We start from the raw sequence: 13,657 nt of genomic DNA, 5'->3' as shown, positions 1-13,657 counted from the left end.
ATGCCGTCAGCCCGCCGCCTGGCGCATCGTGCGATCGCCCTCGGTCTCCACGATCACCGCCTTTAGCGCGGTGAGGAACGCGGTGGTATCGCCCACGCTCGACGGCACCGCCTGACGCAGATTGGCGAAGCCATGGACGTTGCCCACCGCCTCGCGAAACACCGTCGGCACGCCCGCCTGGATCAGCGCGGCGGCATAGGCGCGGCCCTGGTCGCGGATCGGATCGAGGCTCGCCGTCATCACCACCGCGGCGGGCAGGCCGGACAGATCACCCGCCAAGGGCGAAGCGCGCGGGTGCGTGACGTCGGGGCGATAGGCGGCCATGAACCATTCCATGCCTTCGCGCGTCAGCAGATGGCCCTCGGCGAACTGCGCGTAGGAGGGATATTCCTTCGTCGCGTCGGCCGCCGGATAGAGCAGCGCCTGAACCAGCACGGGCAGGGCGGCGGGCTCGTCGCGCAGCGCCATCGCCGTGGTGATCGCCAGCGCGCCACCCGCGCTGTCGCCGCAGAGCACGAGGCCGGTGACGCCACGCCCCAGCTCGGCGGGTGCGCTCGCCACCCAGCGCGTTGCCGCCTCGCAATCCTCGGGCGCGGCAGGCCAGGGATCTTCGGGCGCGAGCCGATATTCGACCGACACCACGGGAATGTCGAGCGCGCGCGAGATCGCCGCGCACAGGCTGGCATGGGTCTCGATATTGCCGATCACGAAACCGCCGCCGTGGAAGAACAGCATCACCGGCCCCGGCGCGCGCGACGCCGCCACGTCGAACAGCCGGGCCGGGATGGCGCCGGCACTTCCCGGGATCGTGAGATCGACGATGGTGGCGAGTTCCCCGAGCGGCAGATCCGCCACGTCCTTCATCGCCGTGTACACCGCGCGGGCCGAGGGTGCGTCCATCTCGTGCATCTTGGGCCCGGGCACGGCGTTCAGATAGGCCAGGAACCCCGCGACATCGGGGCGGACGTAAGGCGTGGCGTTCATCGGGCTCTCCAGTTCATCCAACGGGTTGGCCCATTGGGTTCGGGCGTCGAACGCCTACCTAGTCCGACGTGATCCCCGTCGTCCACCATCCCGCCTATGTCTCGCCGGCTCCGCCGCGCAGCACCTACAAATGGAGCAAGAACGGGCTGATCCGCGATCTGCTGCTGGGCGAGGGCGATCGGATCGCGTGGACGGTGCCCGCGCCGATGCCGCAGCGCTGGCTGGAGGCGGTGCACGATCCCGATTATGTCGCGCAGGTCCTGTCCGGCACCGTGCCTCCCGACAAGGAACGGCGGATCGGCTTTGCGGTGACGGCGGCGGTGGCCGAGCGCGCGCGGGCGGTGCCCGGCGGCACCTGGGCGGCGGCGCGGCTCGCGCTCGAACACGGTTTCGCCGCGAACAGCGCGGGCGGCAGCCATCACGCGCTGGCGGATACGGGGGCGGGCTATTGCGTCTTCAACGATCTGGCGGTCGCGGCGGTGCGGCTGGTGGAGGAAGGCGACGCCGCCAGCGTGCTGGTGGTGGATTGCGACGTGCATCAGGGCGACGGCACCGCGGCGCTGCTCGCCGGTCGGCCGGGTATCGCGACCTATTCCATCCATGCCGAAAAGAATTTCCCTGCGCGGAAGGCGCGCTCGACCTGCGACGTGCCGCTGGCGGACGGGATCGGCGACGAGGCCTATCTGGCAGCCCTGGCGGCGACGCTCACGCCGATGGTCGACGCAATGCGGCCCGATCTGATCCTCTATCAGGCAGGCGTCGATCCCTTCGCCGAGGACCGGCTCGGGCGCCTGTCGCTCTCGCTCGACGGGCTCGTCCGCCGCGAACGGCTGGTCGCGGGGCTTGCGCGCGCGCGGCGCATTCCGCTCGCGAGCACCGTCGGCGGCGGTTACGGCGACGACGCGCTCGCGATCGCCCGCCGCCATGTCACCGCGATCCTGACGCTCGGCGAGGCGTTCGGCCTGTAATCCGCCGCCGGAACAAGTGAGCCGGGGCGGGGGTAGTGGCGGGATGACCGAACCGTCCCTGCTCTGGCTCCGCCAGGATCTGCGCCTTCACGATCAGCCTGCCCTCGCCGCCGCGATCCATGACGGGCCGGTGATCCCGGTCTTTATCCTCGACGATGCGGCACCGGGCGCGTGGCGTATGGGCGGCGCGCAACGCTGGTATCTCCATCACGCGCTGGAGGCTCTTGCCGGAGCATTCGAGGACAAAGGCGCGAAGCTGATCCTGCGGCGCGGCGATGCGGCCGAGACGCTGCGCGCGTTGATGGCCGAGACGGGAGCCACCCGCATCCACGCCATCCGCCATTACGAGCCCTGGTGGCGCAAGGCAGAGGATGCGCTGGGCGACGCGTTGATCCGCCATGACGGCAATCATCTTACGCGGATCGAGGATATCGTCACCGGATCGGGGGCGCCGTTCAAGATCTATTCCTCCTTCTGGAAGGCGCTCTCCACGCACATGCCGCCCGATGCGCCGCTGCCCGCGCCCGACCATGTTCCGGGCCCGAAGCATTGGCCGAAGAGCGAGCGGCTGACGTCATGGCGGCTGCTGCCGACCAGGCCCGATTGGGCGAAGGGCTTTGCCGAATGGACCGCGGGCGAGGCCGCGGCGGATGCGGCGCTCCGCGATCTCGCCGGGCGGATCGACGCGTATGACGAGGCGCGCAACATGCCGGCCGAGGAAGGCACGTCGCGCCTCTCGCCGCATCTCCATTTCGGCGAGGTGAGCCCGCGCACCGTGTGGCATGCGATCGACAGCCGCAGCCAAGGCGCGGCGACGTTCCGCAAGGAACTGGCATGGCGCGACTTCACGGACGGCGTGGTGATGGCGATGCCCGATTATGCGGACGCGAACGGCCGGCCCAAATTCGATCGGCTGCCCTGGCGCGACGACGCGGCCGCCAAGGCCGATCTGAAGGCGTGGCAGCGGGGGCGAACCGGCTATCCGATCGTCGATGCCGGGATGCGCCAGCTCTGGGCCACCGGCTGGATGCACAACCGGGTGCGGATGATTACCGCGAGCTTCCTGGTGAAGCATCTGCTGATCGACTGGCGCGAGGGCGAACGCTGGTTCTGGGATTGCCTGATCGACGCCGACTACGGCAACAACAGCGTCAACTGGCAATGGGTCGCGGGCACCGGCGTCGACTCCAACATGTTCGGGCGGATCATGGCGCCGCTGGTCCAGTCGGAGAAATTCGATGCGGGCGACTATATCCGCGAATGGGTGCCCGAGCTGAAGGCGGTGCGCGGCGACGCGATCCACGATCCCGATGCCGTCGGATGCCGCCCGCCCGCCTATCCGGCCAAGATCATCGGCCACCGCGAAGGCCGCGAGCGCGCCCTGGAGGCGGGCCGCGCGGTGCGTTAGCCACTTTCCTACCGCCGGGCTCTGTTGCATGAGCGCCCGCGATGAACGCGCCTTCCACCATCACGCCGGATGACCGGGGCAGTGCCGTCGCGCGCGCGGTGGCGCCCGTCTTCCACCGGTTGCTCGACCGAATCGACACCGGGCTGGCCGAGGGCGGGATCGAGGCGAGCCTGCCCGACGGCACGCAGCGGCTGCTGGGCGGGCGCCGCGCGGGGCCGATCCCGGTGGTGCACGTCCATCGCTGGCGCGCGCTCGTCCGGCTGGCGAGCGGCGGATCGGTCGGCTGGTACGAGGGCTGGGCGGCGGGCGACTGGTCGAGCCCCGATCCGGTGCCGCTGTTCGACCTGTTCATGCGCAACCGCGTGTCGCTGGGCGGCGCGGCGCGTGCGGGCGGGTTCGTCCGACTGGCGGCGCGCGGCTGGCACCATCTGCGCCGCAACCATCGCCGCGGTGCACGGCGCAACATCGCCGCGCATTACGACCTCGGCAATGATTTCTACCGCGAATGGCTGGATCCGAGCCTCACTTATTCAAGCGCGCTCTTCGCGCCCGGCGAGACGCTCGAGGCCGCGCAGCGCCGCAAGCTCCAGGCGATCCTCGATCGCACCGCCACGCGCGCTGGCGAACGGATCCTCGAGATCGGCTGCGGCTGGGGTTCGTTCGCGGCGCTGGCGTCGCAGAGCGGCCGCCGCGTCCACGGGCTGACGCTCTCGACCGAGCAGAAGGCGCAGGTCGAGGCGCTCGCGCTGCCGGGCGTCACGATCGGCCTCACCGACTATCGCGACGCGAACGGCATCTACGACGCGGTGGCCAGCATCGAGATGGTCGAGGCGGTGGGGCAGGCCTATTGGGGCGCCTATCTCGACACCATCGCGCGCGTGCTGAAGCCCGGCGGCCGGGCCGCCATCCAATTTATCGCGATCGCCGACGACGTTTTCCCGGCCTATGCGGACGGGGTCGACTTCATCCAGCGCTATGTGTTTCCGGGCGGCATGCTGCTGTCCGAAAGCCGCTTCCACGCGCTCGCCGAGGCGCGTGGCCTCACCTGGACGGACCGGCACGGCTTCGGCCTCGATTATGCCGAGACGCTGCTGGAATGGCGTCGGCGCTTCGATGCGGCCGTCGACGAGGGGCGGCTGCCCGCCCGGTTCGACGCGCGGTTCGTGGCGCTGTGGCGCTATTACCTGATGTATTGCGAGGGCGGTTTTCGCGGCGGCGGGATCGACGTCGCGCAGGTCACGCTGGTGAAGGCCTAGCCGACGCGCTCGAAATGGCCGTCGGCATAGCCTTCGACCGCCAGCGCCGCGATCCGGTCGCCCACCACTTCGGGCGGCTTGACCGAACGCGGCTCCTCGCCCGGATAGGCGCGCGCGCGCATCGCGGTGCGCGTCGCGCCGGGATCGACGAGCGCGACCCGGATCGCGCTGATTTCGGCCATCTCATCGCCGTAAGCGAGCAGCAGCGCCTCGAACGCCGCCTTGGATGCGCCGTATGAGCCCCAAAACGCGCGCGGCTTGCGGCCGACGCTCGACGTCACGCCGATCACGCGGGCCAGGGTGGACCGACGGAGCAGTGGGTCGAATGCCGCGATCATTGCCGCCTGCGCGCTCACGTTGAGCGTCAGCACGCGCGCCATTTCCTTGGGATCGATGGCGGGCACCGCCGATAGCGAGCCGAGTTGCGCGGCGTTCAGCACCAGCACGTCCAGCGCCTGCCAACGGTCCTCGATCGCGGTGGCGAGCCGGGCGATACTCTCGGGCTCGGTCAGGTCGAGCGGGGCGATCGTGGCGGAGCCGCCCGCGGCGTGGATCGCCTCCTCCACCTCCTCCAGCCCGCCCGCGGTGCGCGCGGTGAGCACGACATGCGCGCCCATCGCGCCCAGCGCGCGTGCGGTCGCGGCGCCGATGCCGCGGCTGGCGCCGGTGACGAGCGCGAGGCGGCCAGCGAGAGGATTTTCGGTCATGCGCTTTGCCCTTTGTTCAGATCACGCGCTCTTCGAGCATCGCGAACTGGTCGACATCGGCGCTCTCGTCCTGATCCGTCAGCGTGGTCGGATAGTCGCCGGTGAAGCAGGCATCGCAATATTTCGGGCGGATATCGGCGCGCTTGGCCTCGCCCAGCGCCTTGTAGAGCCCGTCGATCGACACGAAGGACAGGCTGTCGGCATGGATGAAGTCGGTCATGCCGCCGAGATCGAGTTTGGCCGCCAGCAGCTTGGCGCGCTCGGGCGTGTCGACGCCGTAGAAGCAGCTATGCCGCGTCGGCGGGCTGGCGATCCGCATATGCACCTCGGCCGCGCCGGCATCGCGCATCATCTGCACAATCTTCAGGCTGGTGGTGCCGCGGACGATCGAATCGTCGATCAGCACGATCCGCTTGCCTTTGATGAGCGCACGGTTGGCATTGTGCTTCAGCTTGACGCCCAGATGGCGGACCTTGTCGCCGGGCGAGATGAACGTACGCCCGACATAATGCGAGCGGATGATGCCGAGTTCGAACGGGATGCCCGATTGCTGCGCATAGCCGATCGCCGCGGGCACGCCCGAATCGGGAACGGGGATGGTGAGGTCCGCCTCGACCGGCGACTCGATCGCGAGCTGCGCGCCGATCGCCTTGCGCACGTCGTACACCGAGCGATCGCTGTCGATCGAATCGGGGCGCGAGAAGTAGACCCATTCGAAGATGCACGGCCGCGGCGCCATCGGCGCGAACGGGCGGATCGAGCGGATCTCGCTGCCCTGCACGATGATGAGTTCGCCGGGTTCGACCGAGCGTTCGAACGTCGCGCCGACCACGTCGAGCGCGACCGTCTCGCTGGCGAAGATCACCGCATCGTCCAACCGGCCCATCACGAGCGGGCGGATGCCGAGCGGATCGCGGCAGGCGATCATGCCTTCGGGCGTCATCACGATCAGCGAATAGGCACCCTCGATCTGCTTCAGCGCGTCGATGAAGCGGTCCATCAGCGTGCGGTAGTTGCTGGTGGCGACGAGATGGATGATCGTCTCGGTATCGCTGGTCGACTGAAAGATCGATCCGCGCCGCACCAGCTCGCGCCGCAGCCGCATGGCATTCGAGATGTTGCCATTGTGCGCGATCGCGAAGCCGCCGGTGGCAAGGTCGGCGTAGAGCGGTTGCACGTTGCGCAGCGCCGTCTCGCCCGTCGTCGAATAGCGGACATGGCCGCAAGCGACCGTGCCCGGTAGCGCGCGGATCACGTCGTCGCGGTCGAAATTGCCCGCCACATGCCCCATCGCGCGGTGCGTGTGGAAGTGCGCGCCGTCGAAGGTGGTGATGCCCGCGGCCTCTTGGCCCCGGTGCTGCAGCGCGTGAAGCCCCAGCGCCACCAGCGCCGCGGCGCCTTCGGTGGCGGAAACGCCGAATATCCCGCACTCCTCGCGGAGCTTGTCGTCATCGAAAGGATGTGTGGTCAGCATGGATAACCCGTCCGCAGCGTGCGAGCGCCATATAGGGGGGCGATGCGGGTTTGTCGCTACCTTGTCATGGTTACGCAACATCGGCTTGGCTGCTAGGAGGCGGCATGACCGATCCGCGCGACACCGGCCTCGTCCTCGATCCCCGCTATGACGCGGCCGGGCTCATCACCGCCGTTCTGACGGATTCGGCCGGCGCCCTGCTGATGGTGGCGCACATGAACGCCGAAGCGTTCGCCGCTACCCGTGCGAGCGGCGAGGCGGTCTTCTGGTCGCGCAGCCGCGGGCGGCTCTGGAAGAAGGGCGAAACGTCGGGCCATGTCATGCGCGTGATCGAGATGCGGATCGATTGCGACCAGGATGCGCTGTGGCTGATCGTCGAACCCGCGGGCCCCGCCTGCCACACCGGGGCGGCGAGCTGCTTCTACCGGCGGATCGACGGCGACGGCCTCGCGCCGATATGAGACGGGCGCTGGCGCTGGCGCTGCTGCTCGCGGGCTGCGCGAAGCCGGCAGCGCCCGCCGCATCCGATTCGCCCGGCGCACGACTGGAGGCGGCGGCGGTTTCGGCGGGGCTGGTCGCCGATCCGGCGGGCTCGATCGCGGGGTCCTGGGCACGCGGCACCGATCGGCTCTGCGTGATGGGCTCTGGCGCCACCGCCACGCGAGTCGGTGCGCTGGTCGATTATGGCGAGGGGCAGAGTTGCGCCGCATCGGGCACGCTGCGCCGCTCGGGATCGCGGCTCGACATGGTCTTCGGCGACTGCCGGATCCGTGCGATCTTCGATGGCGAACGGATCGTCCTTCCGCCCGAGGTTCCGCCCGAATGCGACGCGGTGTGCGGAGGCCGCGCGTCGCTCGCGGCGATGGCGGTCGATCGGGTGAGCGCGTCCCTCGCCGAGGCGGCGACGCTGCACGATGGTGCCGGTCGCGCGCTTTGCGGCGGTTGACGTTGACGTAAAGGGTAGGTAGAGAGCGGCTCATGGCTGTCGCTGTCGCCCATGCTGTCGTTCCGCCGCGGCCCGATCGCGCGAATTTCACCATATCCGATCTCTCGGCGGAATTCGGCATCACCGCACGCGCGCTTCGCTTCTATGAGGACGAGGGGCTGATCGCGCCCGAGCGGCGCGGCACCGCGCGGATCTATTCGCACCGCGACCGCGCGCGCCTGGCCTGGATCCTGCGCGGCAAGCGCGTCGGATTCTCGCTCGGCGACATCCGCGCGATGATCGATCTCTACGATCTCGGCGACGGTCGCCGGACGCAGCGTCAGGCCGCGATCGACCGGTGCCGCGACCGCGTTGCGCTGCTCGAATCGCAGAAGCACGACATCGACGCCGCCATCGCCGAACTCACCGGGTTCATCGCCGTGCTCGAAGCCGGCCGCAGCCACGACATCCAAGGACATTGATCGCATGCCCCAATATACGCCTCCCGTCCGCGACACGCGTTTCATCCTCGAACATGTCGTCGGGCTCGCGCAGCATTCGAACTTGGAGGGATTCGCCGCCGCCACGCCCGACGTGGTCGATGCGGTGCTGGAGGAAGGCGGCCGCTTCGTCGCCGAAGTGCTGTTCCCGCTCAACCAGTCGGGCGACCAGCAGGGCTGCACGCGCCACGACGACGGCAGCGTGACCACGCCCGAGGGCTTCAAGGCCGCCTATGCGCAGTTCGTCGAATCGGGCTGGGGCACGCTCAGCGCGCCCGAGACGCTCGGCGGCCAAGGCATGCCGCACGTCGTCTCGACCGCGTTCCAGGAATATATGATCTCGGCCAACATGGCTTTCGCCATGTATCCGGGCCTGACGCACGGCGCGATCGCCGCGCTGATCGCGAAAGGCACGCCCGAGCAGCAGGCGATGTACGTGCCCAAGATGGTGTCGGGCGAGTGGGGTGGCACGATGAACCTGACCGAGCCGCAATGCGGCACCGATCTGGGCCTGATCCGCACCAAGGCCGAGCCGCAGGCGGACGGCTCCTATGCGATCACCGGCACCAAAATCTTCATTTCGTCGGGCGAGCACGACCTTACGAGCAACATCATCCATCTCGTCCTCGCCAAGACGCCGGGCGCGCCAGACAGTTCGAAGGGCATCTCGCTCTTCGTCGTGCCCAAGTTCCTCGTCGATGCCGACGGCAATCCCGGCGCGCGCAACGGCGTGTCGTGCGGCTCGATCGAGCACAAGATGGGCATTCACGCCAATTCCACCTGCGTGATGAACTATGACGGCGCCACCGGCTGGCTGGTCGGCGAGGAGATGAAGGGCCTCGCCGCGATGTTCATCATGATGAACGCAGCGCGGCTGGGCGTCGGGCTGCAGGGCTTGGGCGTCGCCGAGACCGCGTACCAGAATGCGGTGCAATATGCGCAGGACCGCCGCCAGGGTCGCGCGCTCACCGGCCCCAAGGAGCCCGGCGAAAAGGCCGACACGCTGTTCGTCCATCCCGATATCCGCCGCATGCTGATGGACGCGAAGGCGTGGACGGAGGGGCTGCGCGCGCTTTGCCTGTGGGGTGCGCTCCAGGTCGATCTCGAACATGCCGCATCGAGCGAGGAGGATCGCCAGATGGCGTCCGACCTGATCGGTCTGCTGACGCCGGTCATCAAGGGCGTCGGCACCGACAAGGGCTATGAGGTCGCGACCAACGCGCAGCAGGTCTATGGCGGCCATGGCTACATCGCCGAATGGGGCATGGAGCAATATGTCCGCGATGCGCGGATCGCGATGATCTACGAAGGCACCAACGGCGTGCAGGCGATGGATCTGGTCGGTCGCAAGCTGGCACAGAATGGCGGTCGCGCGGTGCAGGCGTTCTTCAAGGTGGTGGCGGACGACGTCGCGGCCGGCAAGGCCGAGCCGGCGACCGCCGACTTCGCCGCGGCACTGGAAAAGGCCAATGGCCAGCTTCAGGCGGCGACGATGTGGTTCATGGCCAACGGCATGAAGAATCCCGACAATGTGGGTGCGGGTGCGGTGCCGTACATGCACCTGATGGGGATCGTCGCGGTGGGCGTGATGTGGCTGCGCATGGCGACGGCGGCGGCCAGGCTGAAGGCGGCGGGCGAGGGCGATGCCGCGTTCCTCGACGCCAAGCTCGTCACCGCGCGCTATTTCGCGGAGCGGATCATGCCGCAGGCGGGTTCGCTGCGCCGCCAGATCGAGGGCGGCGCGGAGGCGCTGATGGCGCTGCCGCCCGAGATGTTCATGGCGGCCTGACGCCTCGCGGCCCTCGTCCGATGGCGGACGAGGGCCGTGACGGTCGAAGCCTTGCTCCGTTCGCGTTGAACTTGTCGAAACACGAACGGATCGCGCTAGAGGATCGACGTAGCGGCATTTCGATCTATTCGGGCGCCTGGCTATTCGTCGGCGGAGGCTCGATCGTCGATTTGCGCCGGACCCCGCCCAGATCCGGAGCCGGTGTGGCGGCGGCGTTCGGCAGCACCGTCTGGCGCTTCATGCATTCGGCGGGGTTGGCGCGGCGCACCGTCTGACAGTTCCACAGCGCCTTGTCATACCCGCTCGCCCGATCGTGGAGATAGCTGAAGGCGAGCGTCGAGACCTGTTCCGCCGTCAGCGGCAGCGCGGTCGCAACGAGCGCGGGATCGGTCCAGCCCATCACCTGGCAATGCGCGCGGATGCCGCACAGGCGCAGTGCCATCGCCTTGTACGAATCGGCGGGCTGGCCAGCCGGCAGCAGCAGCAGGAAGGCGTCGGGATCGGAGTCGGTCGGCAGCACCGCCTCGCCGTCGCCGCTCACGGGCAGGTCGTCCGCACCGGCGATCTCGGTGGCGGTGCGGTGCGCCTCGGACAGGGCGGCCAGATGCGCGATCACCGGCTCGTCGCTGCTGACCTGACGGTTGAACGCGGGCGGCGTGCCCCACCAGCCAGCCCAGCGAAAGAACAAATGCGTGTGGACCGCCGCGATCTTGTCGAGGCTGGACTGCCAATAGGGCACCACCCAGTCGGTATGGTAATGCGTGGCATAGCCCACCGGCCGGTCGACCGATCCGGCCAGCGCGGCGTGCGCCACCTCGCGCGCCCGGCGCCATGCCGCATCCGACGGATGCCAGCGATCGAGCGCGCCGTCGCAGGCGAAAGTGAACTGGCAACCGGTGCTGCGCTCCTGCCCCTGGAACACCACGCCGCACACGGTCTTTGGGAAGGCCGGGTGGCGCAGCCGGTTGAGCACCACCTGTGCCACCGCGCGCTCGCCCTCCGCATCGTCCCCCGCCTCATAGACCACCGCCGCCGCGAGGCAGTCGGTCGCGCGCGCTTGCGCCTCGGGCGGCCCGCTCATCCGGAAAGGACGCGCGGCGGGGTTCGGCTCGGTCGAGAAGGGCACGTCCGCATTATACGCGCGCGCTTCGTCGGGCGACATATCGATGAACGCCACCGGCTCGACCGGCGGCACCTCGGCCATCGGCACGATCCGGCGCTTCGGCAGCGCGACCGGCCGGACGATGCGATCGGGTATCGCCGGCGGATGGGTGACGACGATGGTCGGCGCGATCACCGCCAGCGCGGCGATCGCGACGGGCACCGCATCGATGCGACGCATCAACTTTCGGGCAGGAAGTCGGGCACCGACAGATACCGCTCCCCGGTATCGTAGTTGAAGCCCAGGACGCGGACGTCGTCGGGCAGGTCGGGCAGCTTCTGCAGGATCGCGGCCAGCGTCGCGCCCGACGAGATGCCGACCAGCATGCCTTCCTCGGTGGCGGAGCGGCGTGCCATGTCCTTGGCGACCGCGGCGTCCACCTCGATCACGCCGTCGAGCGCCTGGGTGTGGAGATTGGCCGGGATGAAGCCCGCACCGATGCCCTGGATCGGGTGGGGCCCCGGCTGGCCGCCGGCGATCACCGGGGAGGCGGCGGGCTCGACCGCGAACACCTTCAGCCCCGGCCAGCTTTTCTTCAGGGTCTCGGCGACGCCGGTGATGTGGCCGCCCGTGCCGACGCCCGTGATGAGCACGTCGATCGGCGTATCGGCGAAATCGGCAAGGATTTCCCGCGCCGTGGTGTGGACGTGAACGTCGATGTTCGCCGGGTTCTCGAACTGCTGCGGCATCCAGGCGCCGGGGGTTTCCTCCACCAGCTGAAGCGCGCGTTCGATCGCGCCCTTCATGCCCTTTTCGCGCGGAGTCAGGTCGAAGCGTGCGCCATAAGCCAGCATCAGGCGGCGGCGCTCGATGCTCATGCTTTCGGGCATGACGAGGACGAGCTTATAGCCCTTCACCGCGGCGACCATGGCGAGGCCCACCCCGGTGTTGCCGCTGGTCGGTTCGATGATCGTGCCGCCGGGCTTCAAACGGCCATCGGCTTCCGCCGCCTCGATCATCGCCAGCGCGATCCGGTCCTTGATCGATCCACCGGGATTGGAGCGTTCGGACTTGATCCAAACCTCCGAGTCCGGGAACAGCTTGGACAGGCGGACGTGCGGCGTGTTGCCGATCGTCTCCAGGATGGTGTTGGCCTTCATGGCACCGAGACTCCGTTCTGGGCAGGAAATTCGGGTTCCGCTGGCGGATCAAAGCTCCGCGCCGCCTTCAGTTCCGGGAACAGGCGGGACCAGGCGAGCGTCACCACGATCGCGCCGACCCCGCCGAACACCACCGCGCCTACTGGGCCGAGCAGGCTGGCGAGAAGGCCGCTTTCGGCCTCGCCCAGCTCGTTCGACGCCGAGATGGTGAGCTGCGACACCGCGCTCACCCGCCCGCGCATCGCGTCGGGGGTATGAAGCTGGATCAGCGACTGGCGGACATAGACCGACACCATGTCCGCACAGCCCGCCACGATCAGCGCGGCAAGGCTCAGCCCGAACGAGCGCGACAGACCGAAGGTGAGGATGGCCGCGCCGAACACGATCACCGCGGCTAGCATCTTGCGGCCGACATCGACCGTCATCGGCCGCACCGAGAACCAGATCGCCGTCGTCGCCGCGCCGATCCCCATGCCGGCGGCCAGGATGCCGAGCCCGCGCGAGCCGACGTGCAGGATGTCGCGCGCGAACACCGGCAGCAGCGCACTCGATCCGGCCAGCAGCACCGCGAAGAGATCGAGCGTGATCGTCGCCAGCACCAGCCGGTTGTGGCGGACATAGGCGAAGCCCTCGACGATCCGGGCGAGCGGCCGGTGATCCTTCTCGACCGGCGGCTGCGGCACGGGGCCGATCAGAAAGATCATCAGCAGCGCGACCGCGAACAGCAGGGTCGCCGTGCCGTACGCCACATCGGGGTGGATCGCGTAGAGGATGCCGCCGACGCTCGGCCCGGCGATCGTGCCCACCTGCCATGCGATGGAGCTGACCGCAATCGCGGTCGGCAGGCTCTCGCGCGGCACGAGATTGGGGGCGAGCGCCGAATAGGCCGGCCCAGAAAACGCCCGCGCGATCCCGAACGCCACGGCCGCGCCGAACAGCGCGACCAGCGACAGGCTGCCGGAGAGCGTCAGCAGGCCAAGAGTTCCCGCCGTCGCCAGCAACAGCAAGGTGGTGGCGCGCACGATCCAGCGGCGATCCACCGTATCGGCCACCAGCCCGACGATCGGCGTCAGGAGGAACAGCGGGACGAACTGGGCGAAGCCGATCATGCCGAGCAGGAACGCGGCTTCCTTGATCGGCATCGTCTCGCGCGCGATGTTGTACACCTGCCAGCCGATCACGATCGACATGGAACTCAGCGCGATCGTGCCGGTGAAGCGCGACAGCCAGTAGGCGCGGAAGTTCGCGAGCCGAAACGGGTGGATGGGCCGGGCGGGCGTTGCGATCATGTCCATCGTCCGGCGCGCTTTGGCCGCTCCCCGTAGAAAGGGCAACCGCTCGTGCGCTGGGCTCTCGCGAAAGCGGGCAATTGATACGGGGCGTC

13 protein-coding genes are annotated in these 13,657 nt (G+C 68.8%); 7 read left to right on the top strand and 6 right to left on the bottom strand.

Features of this window, described 5'->3' with window-relative positions:
- Positions 1-6: 6 nt before the first annotated feature.
- Entirely contained in the window at positions 7-984 is a 978-nt protein-coding gene (locus OXQ95_RS06415; protein WP_267380751.1) for an alpha/beta hydrolase, read from the bottom strand.
- A gap of 68 nt (positions 985-1,052) precedes the next feature.
- Between OXQ95_RS06415 and OXQ95_RS06410 the strand changes: the two genes are divergently transcribed.
- Genes OXQ95_RS06410 through OXQ95_RS06400 form a run of 3 tightly spaced genes read left to right on the top strand, consistent with a single transcriptional unit; the run spans position 1,053 to position 4,616 of the window.
- The gene (locus tag OXQ95_RS06410; RefSeq protein ID WP_267380749.1) at positions 1,053-1,952 is read left to right on the top strand and encodes a histone deacetylase; all 900 of its coding nucleotides are present in this window, start codon (positions 1,053-1,055) and stop codon (positions 1,950-1,952) included.
- A gap of 43 nt (positions 1,953-1,995) precedes the next feature.
- A complete protein-coding gene (locus OXQ95_RS06405) occupies positions 1,996-3,360 on the top strand; it encodes a deoxyribodipyrimidine photo-lyase (protein ID WP_267380747.1) in 1,365 nt (454 codons plus the stop codon).
- Positions 3,361-3,401: 41 nt separating this feature from the next.
- On the top strand, positions 3,402-4,616 hold the full coding sequence (locus OXQ95_RS06400) for a cyclopropane-fatty-acyl-phospholipid synthase family protein (RefSeq protein ID WP_267380745.1): 1,215 nt from the start codon (positions 3,402-3,404) through the stop codon (positions 4,614-4,616).
- Here OXQ95_RS06400 and OXQ95_RS06395 read toward each other — a convergent pair.
- Together OXQ95_RS06395 and purF are read right to left on the bottom strand one after the other, a co-directional pair.
- Positions 4,613-5,323: an SDR family NAD(P)-dependent oxidoreductase gene (locus OXQ95_RS06395; protein WP_267380743.1), complete on the bottom strand. Its 711-nt coding sequence runs from the start codon at positions 5,321-5,323 to the stop codon at positions 4,613-4,615. The two genes, OXQ95_RS06400 and OXQ95_RS06395, sit on opposite strands and share 4 nt — an antisense overlap.
- Positions 5,324-5,339: 16 nt before the next feature.
- A complete protein-coding gene (gene purF, locus OXQ95_RS06390; protein ID WP_242095802.1) occupies positions 5,340-6,797 on the bottom strand; it encodes an amidophosphoribosyltransferase in 1,458 nt (485 codons plus the stop codon).
- Between the two features lie 104 nt (positions 6,798-6,901).
- Between purF and hisI the strand changes: the two genes are divergently transcribed.
- The 4 genes from hisI to OXQ95_RS06370 are packed head-to-tail and all read left to right on the top strand — an operon-like array spanning position 6,902 to position 10,011.
- On the top strand, positions 6,902-7,258 hold the full coding sequence (gene hisI / locus OXQ95_RS06385) for a phosphoribosyl-AMP cyclohydrolase (RefSeq protein ID WP_267380738.1): 357 nt from the start codon (positions 6,902-6,904) through the stop codon (positions 7,256-7,258).
- Positions 7,255-7,743 (top strand): hypothetical protein, encoded by a 489-nt coding sequence (locus OXQ95_RS06380; protein WP_267380736.1) that lies wholly within the window; start codon positions 7,255-7,257, stop codon positions 7,741-7,743. The genes hisI and OXQ95_RS06380 overlap by 4 nt, the downstream gene beginning before the upstream one ends.
- Positions 7,744-7,775: 32 nt before the next feature.
- On the top strand, positions 7,776-8,204 hold the full coding sequence (locus OXQ95_RS06375) for a MerR family DNA-binding transcriptional regulator (protein WP_242095799.1): 429 nt from the start codon (positions 7,776-7,778) through the stop codon (positions 8,202-8,204).
- Positions 8,205-8,208: 4 nt separating this feature from the next.
- Entirely contained in the window at positions 8,209-10,011 is a 1,803-nt protein-coding gene (locus OXQ95_RS06370; protein WP_267380732.1) for an acyl-CoA dehydrogenase C-terminal domain-containing protein, read from the top strand.
- Positions 10,012-10,135: 124 nt separating this feature from the next.
- On the opposite strand, the gene OXQ95_RS06365 is transcribed toward OXQ95_RS06370, so the two are convergent.
- Genes OXQ95_RS06365 through OXQ95_RS06355 form a run of 3 tightly spaced genes read right to left on the bottom strand, consistent with a single transcriptional unit; the run spans position 10,136 to position 13,562 of the window.
- Positions 10,136-11,353: a cell wall hydrolase gene (locus OXQ95_RS06365; RefSeq protein ID WP_267380730.1), complete on the bottom strand. Its 1,218-nt coding sequence runs from the start codon at positions 11,351-11,353 to the stop codon at positions 10,136-10,138.
- Positions 11,353-12,273 (bottom strand): cysteine synthase A, encoded by a 921-nt coding sequence (gene cysK / locus OXQ95_RS06360; protein WP_267380728.1) that lies wholly within the window; start codon positions 12,271-12,273, stop codon positions 11,353-11,355. Before cysK ends, OXQ95_RS06365 begins: the two co-directional genes overlap by 1 nt.
- Positions 12,270-13,562 (bottom strand): MFS transporter, encoded by a 1,293-nt coding sequence (locus OXQ95_RS06355; RefSeq protein ID WP_242095932.1) that lies wholly within the window; start codon positions 13,560-13,562, stop codon positions 12,270-12,272. Before OXQ95_RS06355 ends, cysK begins: the two co-directional genes overlap by 4 nt.
- Positions 13,563-13,657 lie beyond the last annotated feature (95 nt).

Source organism: Sphingomonas sp. GC_Shp_6 (assembly GCF_026540835.1).
Lineage (GTDB): Bacteria > Pseudomonadota > Alphaproteobacteria > Sphingomonadales > Sphingomonadaceae > Sphingomonas.
This window is presented reverse-complemented; position numbering and strand designations above follow the sequence as displayed.